This window comes from Nitratidesulfovibrio oxamicus, from assembly GCF_015731765.1.
Classification (GTDB): domain Bacteria; phylum Desulfobacterota; class Desulfovibrionia; order Desulfovibrionales; family Desulfovibrionaceae; genus Cupidesulfovibrio; species Cupidesulfovibrio oxamicus.
Genome location: NZ_VRYY01000114.1, coordinates 1 through 6,327 on the forward strand (window position 1 = coordinate 1; position 6,327 = coordinate 6,327).

The window sequence follows — 6,327 nt, forward strand, 5'->3', positions numbered from 1 at the left end:
GGCCGCCTGACCCCCGACGCCGCCGCCACCCACGCCCTGCACAAGGGCGAGCTGGCCCACCGCCTGAAGGCGGAACTGGCCGCCGGGCACCTGCCGTTCATCGACATGCCCTACCGCGCCGCGCTGGAGGCGGGCCTTGCCGCGTTGCAGCCCACCCTTGCCCGCTACCGCCACATGGTGCTGCTGGGCATCGGCGGTTCCGCGCTGGGCGCCCGGGCGCTGCAACGGGCGTTCTTTCCGCAGCAGGACAGGCCCGGCCATGACGGTCCGTGGCTGTGGATAGCCGACAACGTGGATGCGGGCACCATGGAGGCGTGGTTCGCCAGCCTGCCGCCGGAACAGACCATCGTGGTGGCCGTCAGCAAGTCGGGCGGCACCATCGAGACGCTGGCCCAATACTTCCTGGCCAAGCAGTGGCTGCAATCCGCCCTTGGCGACCGCTGGCGCGAACACATGCTGGTGGTCACCGACGAGAAGGCCGGATTCCTGCGGCAGGAAGCGCAGGCCGCAAACCTGCCCTCGCTGCCCGTGCCCGACCATCTGGGCGGGCGCTATTCCGTGCTCTCCGCAGTGGGCCTGGTGCCGGCCGCGTTCATGGGGCTGGACTGGCGCGGTTTGCTGGACGGCGCGCAGGCCGCCGGGGCAAGCCTTGTGGCAGACCCGGCCCATGCCCTGCCCGACCACCCCGCGTGGCAGCTGGCCCTGTGGAACATGGCCCTTGCCGATGCCCACTATTCGCAGCTGATCTTCTTCTGCTACGTGCCGCTGTGGGCGCCCTTCGGCCCGTGGTTCGCCCAGCTGTGGGCCGAAAGTCTGGGCAAGGAAGGCAAGGGTACCATGCCCCTGCCCGCCGTGGGGGTGACCGACCAGCACTCCTTGCAGCAGATGTTCCTTGATGGCCCGCGCGACAAGGGCTGCCTGTTCCTGACCTGCCCCGGCCTGCCGCAGGGCCGGCCCTTCCCGGCGGATCTGCCGGACAAGTGGGCCTTCCTGAAGGGCCGCCGCTTCGGCGAACTGCTGGACGCGGAGGGCCTTGGCACCCGCATGGCCCTTGCCAGGCAGGGCACCCCCCTTGTGGAACTGCGCATGGGCGATACCGGAGAAGCCGCCGCTGGCCGCCTGATGGGCCTGCTGGAACTGGCCACCCTGTTCACCGGCTGGCTCATGAACATCAACCCGCTGGACCAGCCCGCCGTGGAACTTGGCAAGCGCCTTGCCAACGCCCGGCTGGGCGCCCCCGGCTACCCGGCGGAAGAGGCGGACCTTGCCGCCTTTCTGGGCCGGGCCGAACAATCGCAGGAGTTCTAGCCGGTGCCGCGCCGTTTCGAACTGCCGGGGGGGTTGCCCTTCGGCTTCGCCCGCTTTCTGTCATGGGTATCGCTGGTGCTCATCCTGGCCACCAGCATCGTGATGTCCGTGGTCATCACCGATTCGGCGCGCAACACCATGTTCCGCAAGCAGCAGGAATTCGCCTCGCTGCTGGCCGAAAACCTGAACCACCAGATATACCGGCGCTTCACCCTGCCCACGCTGGTGGGCTTCGGCCGTATCGCCCTGCGCCAGCCCGTGCAGTACGAGCGGCTGGACCAACTGGTGCAGTCGGTAATCCACGGGTTGCAGGTTTCGCGGGTACGCATTTACGACCACGGCAAGATCGTGTCGTATTCCACAGACCGGGCAGACCTTGGCCGCACCGACCTGGCCGGGCCGGAGGTCACCGTGGCCCTGCGCGACGAAGACCCCAGCTACACCGTCGACGCCGGCATCTCGTTCTGGCAGGCCCTGTTCACCCCCCGGCTGGAGCCGGGCAGCTTCATCCTGCGCACCACCTACCCCCTGCGCGTGGAAAACCGCCTGGGCCGCATCGACGATGACGACGACGGCCCCATCATGGGCGTGCTGGAGATGACCCAGGACATCACCAACGACACCCGGTCCATCATCGCCTTCCAGTGGCTGATCATCGGTACGGCCAGCCTTTCGTCGCTGGTGCTGTTCGGCATGCTGCTGGTGTTCATCCGCCGCGCCGAACGGGTAATGGCCGAACGCATGCAGGAAAAGCAGCGCCTGGAGCGAGAACTGCACCAGCACGAAAAACTGGCGGGCATGGGCCGCGTGGTGGCCAGCATCGCCCACGAAATCCGCAACCCGCTGGGCATCATCCGCTCCAGCGCGGAACTGTTGCTGAAACGCCCCAGCAGTTCCGACCCGGTCACCGCGCGCATCCTTGAAGCCATCTACGACGAGGCCAAGCGGCTCAGCCAGACGGTCAACGACTTTCTGGACTACGCCCGCCCCCGCCAGCCCCGGCAGGATCCGGTGGAGGCCGACGGAGTGCTCGACCGCGTGCTGGGATTCCTGGAGGGCGAGCTGGCCCGCCGCGAGGTCACCGTGGCCCGCGAGACGGAGCCGGGCATCACCATTTCCGGCGACGGGGATCTTTTGTACCGCGCCTTCTACAACATCATGGTCAACGCGTTGCAGGCCATGGACGGCCCCGGTTCGATCACCGTCACCAGCCGCCGCGACGGCGATGCGGCGGAACTGGCCTTCCGCGACAGCGGCCCCGGCTTCGACCCGGCCAACCGCGAACGGCTGCTGGACCCGTTCTTCACCACCAAGGATGACGGCACCGGCCTTGGCCTGCCCATCGTGAATTCCATCATCACCAGCCACGGCGGCAGCCTGCGCATCGACAACGCGCCGGAAGGCGGCGCCGTGGTGTACGTGCGCCTGCCCCTGCGCGCCGAATAGCCTGCGGGCTTGCGGTCTGCCGCCAGTGACGGCCTATGTTCGGGCTGTGTTCGAGCTGTGTTCGAGCTGTGCGGCGACTGATCGGCAACGGGTGGGCGACTGGCGGGTGGCTGCCGGGCGACTGCCGGGCGACTGGCGGGGACGGCGGGTTACTGGCGGCAACAAGAGGCGGTGACCGGCGTATTTTCGCCCTATCAGTGCGTTGCGGCCCCGGCCCGACCCCCCTTTTTTGCACGGCCCGCCCCGTTCACGCGCGCCAAAGCCCCTCGCACGGGTTGCGCACGCGGCCTTCCGGCCCTATTTCTGTCCCTTGAACCCTGCGGGCACCGACGTGCCCGCACGCCCGGCACCACCACACCGCAACCGGATCCACCATGAACGAAAAGACGCATCTGCTCGTGCTCGACGACGAGAAGAACTACCTGCTCGTGCTCGAGGCCCTGCTGACCGACGCGGGCTACACCGTTACCGCGCTCAACGACCCGGAGACCGGCCTGGCATTTCTGGAGGAGTCGGAGGTCGACGTCATCGTCACCGACATGAAGATGCCGAAAATCACCGGGCGCGAGGTGCTGGAACAGGTCAAGAAGAACTGGCCGCACATCCCCGTGCTGATCATGACCGCCTTCGGCTCCATCGAAAGCGCGGTGGAAGTCATGAAGTACGGCGCCTTCGACTATATCACCAAGCCCTTCTCCAACGACGAACTGCTGCTGTCCGTGCACAACGCGGCGGAACTTTCGCGCATGCACCGCCAATACCGCGTGCTGCGTGAAAATCTGGAAGAACGCTACGGCATGCACCAGATCATCGGCAAAAGCAGGGCCATCCGCGAAACCCTGGGCATGGTCGATCGCGCCGCGCCCAGCCGCTCCACGGTGCTCATCTCCGGCGAATCGGGCACCGGCAAGGAACTGGTGGCGCGCGCCATCCACTTTTCCTCGCCCCGCAACAAGGGGCCGTTCGTCTCCGTCAACTGCATGGCCCTCAACCCCGGCGTGCTGGAAAGCGAACTGTTCGGCCATGAAAAAGGATCGTTCACCGGGGCCGTGGCCATGCGCCGGGGCCGCTTCGAACAGGCGGGCGGCGGCACCCTGTTCCTGGACGAAATCGGGGAACTGACCCCTGAATTGCAGGTAAAGCTGCTGCGCGTGCTGCAGGAACGCCGCTTCGAACGCGTGGGCGGCACCGAAGAGGTGGAGGTGGACATCCGCATCGTGGCCGCCACCAACAAGAACCTTCAGGAAGAGGTGGAAAAGGGCAACTTCCGCGAAGACCTGTTCTACCGCCTGAACGTGGTGCACATCGCCCTGCCGCCCCTGCGCGAACGCCGCGAGGACATCCCCCTGCTTGTGGCCCACTTCGTGGACAAACTGGCCCGCGAGAACGGCGTCACCCCCAAGACCTTCACGCCCGAAGCACTGGACTACATGACCGGCTACGAATGGCCCGGCAACATCCGTCAGCTTCAGAACGTGGTGGAACGCTGCCTCGTGCTCGTCTCCGGCGACACCATCCGCGTGGATGACCTGCCCCCCGAACTGCGCGACGAGGAAGCCCAGCTCAAAAGCGCCGTGGACCTCCTGCCCGTGCAACTGGACCTGGCCGACACCCTGGAACGCATCGAAGCCGCCCTCATCCGCCGCGCCCTGGTCCGCGCAGACTTCGTGCAGGTGAAGGCCGCAGAGCTGCTCGCCATTTCCAAGAGCCTGCTGCAGTACAAGCTGAAAAAATACAATATCACCGGGCATTAAGAAACCTTGAGAAAGACTTCCGGGGAGGGGACCCTTTAAAAAGGGTCTCCCTCCCCGGCCCCCTCCCCCCCCAAATTTTTTATTTGAGGGTAATATGCAGGCGCGGGCACCTGCCCTCAGCCCCCCCCAAAAAACCGTCCCCACAACGCATCATCTTCGAATTTCCCGGCCTTGACGGGTGGTCATGGCCGCCGCATAGTCGCTAAGCACGACAAACCGCACCACGGAGGTGCCCCATGGAAAAGCAGAAGATATCCCTGAGTACCCGGCTGCTCTGCGCGGACGCGGCGGGCGTCGTCGAGGCGCTGGCCGAGGGGCTGAAGGAACGCTGCCTGAAGGTCCAGAAGGGTGACGAGACGCTGGTGCTCAGCCCGCCCGAAGCCGTGGACGTGGACGTGGAAGCCAAGGTGCGCGACGGGCGCGGCAAGTTCATGATCGAAATTTCCTGGCGCATCCCCGACGATGAAACCGTGGCCGCCTGCGAAGAGGTGGCCAACCTGCCCGGTCGCGACCACCTGGCCCCCCTGGGCTGTGCCGACGTGGAAGAGGTGGGCGACATCGACCTCGACGTGGCCCTGAAAAAGGCCGACAAGCCCGCAAAGGCCAAGGCAAGGGACCACAAGGACGAGAAACGCGACGGGGACAAGGAGCGCGACGGGGACAAGAAGAAGGACAAGCCCGGCAAGGACGCCAGGCCGGAAAAGAAGTCCAAGCCGGAAAAGGGCGACAAGTCCGCCAAGGACGGAAAGGACAAGCCCGGGAAGAGCGACAAGAAGGACGGCAAGAGCAAAGATGCCGAATAGCCTTGTCCCTGCCACCGCACGACATGCAAAAGGCCACGCTCTCGCGTGGCCTTTTTTCGTTCTGATCGATCTGGTGCGCGCTACGGATAGCGCTTCGCCGCCGTGCCCTTGCCCAGTATGAACTCCTTCTGCGCATCCAGCGCGACCACCCGGAATTCATAGGTATGCGATCCGGAAGGCGGGCACGGGCCGCTGTACGCCTTCAGCGCACCCGCAGGGACCACGCCCGAGCCGTCATACGCCACGGTCCCACCACCATGGTTGAACGTAGGCACGTCGAGGTCGGTCATGGTAACCTTGAGGAATGCGGTCCCCTGCGGCACGTTGCTCAGACGCAGTTCCGGATTGGGGCTGGAAAGGGCGCAACCGGACCCCACCCACTCGAACTTGACGCCCATATCCTGCACCACGGCGGCATTCTTCGGCCCAAGGCAGGCAGAACACGCAAGCGCAATGCAGCAGACGGCGGCACCCCGAAACAACTCACGGACAGTACGCATACGATACCTCGCGAAAAATGAATTTGCGATGGCGTATCATGCCGCCGTGAGTATATCCAGAGGCTTATACAGGCCATCACCACCGCAGCCATGCCCGGTCACACCATGGCCGCCTCGCCGCCCGCGCGCAGCCACAGCCGCCGGTATTCGGTGGCCGTGGTGCCGAACATGGCCTTGAAATGCCGGTTCAGGTGCGACAGGTCGTAGAACCCGCATTCCAGCATGGCGTCGTAGGTGTCGGCCCCGGCTTCCAGCAGGTGGCGGGCATGTTCCACCTTGCAGTTCAGAAAGTACTGGTAGGGCGTCATGCCCGTTTCGTCGCGGAACAGCCGGATGAAATGGAACTTGGACAACCCCGCCTCGCGGCACACGTCGTCCAGCCGCAGCGTGGCGCCCATGCCCTCGCGGATCATCTCCATGGACCGCCGCACCGCGCCGCCGTGCCGGGGCGTCGGGGGTAGCTGGCGCTTCGCACCATGCCCCCCCGCCATGCTGGTGGCCAGCCCCGCCGCCAGC

The 6,327-nt window shown here is 65.8% G+C and carries 6 protein-coding genes; 4 read left to right on the forward strand and 2 right to left on the reverse strand.

Annotated elements, in window-relative coordinates:
* The 4 genes from FVW20_RS05415 to FVW20_RS05430 all read left to right on the forward strand — a co-directional run.
* Nucleotides 1–1,308 (forward strand): phosphoglucose isomerase-related protein (locus FVW20_RS05415; protein ID WP_196608619.1); only part of this gene is annotated, 1,308 nt, incomplete at its 5' end.
* 3 nt (nt 1,309–1,311) lie between these two features.
* The gene (locus FVW20_RS05420) at nt 1,312–2,754 is read left to right on the forward strand and encodes a sensor histidine kinase (protein ID WP_196608620.1); all 1,443 of its coding nucleotides are present in this window, start codon (nt 1,312–1,314) and stop codon (nt 2,752–2,754) included.
* 374 nt (nt 2,755–3,128) lie between these two features.
* The gene (locus FVW20_RS05425) at nt 3,129–4,508 is read left to right on the forward strand and encodes a sigma-54-dependent transcriptional regulator (RefSeq protein WP_190245388.1); all 1,380 of its coding nucleotides are present in this window, start codon (nt 3,129–3,131) and stop codon (nt 4,506–4,508) included.
* A gap of 236 nt (nt 4,509–4,744) precedes the next feature.
* Complete coding sequence (locus FVW20_RS05430) at nt 4,745–5,311, forward strand: amphi-Trp domain-containing protein (protein WP_196608621.1); 567 nt, start codon at nt 4,745–4,747, stop codon at nt 5,309–5,311.
* Between the two features lie 80 nt (nt 5,312–5,391).
* Here FVW20_RS05430 and FVW20_RS05435 read toward each other — a convergent pair whose 3' ends face one another.
* Both FVW20_RS05435 and FVW20_RS05440 read right to left on the reverse strand, forming a co-directional pair.
* Nucleotides 5,392–5,721, reverse strand: a complete 330-nt coding sequence (locus FVW20_RS05435) for a YbhB/YbcL family Raf kinase inhibitor-like protein (RefSeq protein ID WP_196608622.1) — start codon at nt 5,719–5,721, stop codon at nt 5,392–5,394.
* 188 nt (nt 5,722–5,909) lie between these two features.
* Nucleotides 5,910–6,327, reverse strand: a 418-nt coding sequence (locus FVW20_RS05440) for a helix-turn-helix domain-containing protein (RefSeq protein WP_196608623.1), incomplete at its 5' end; no start/stop codon positions are given.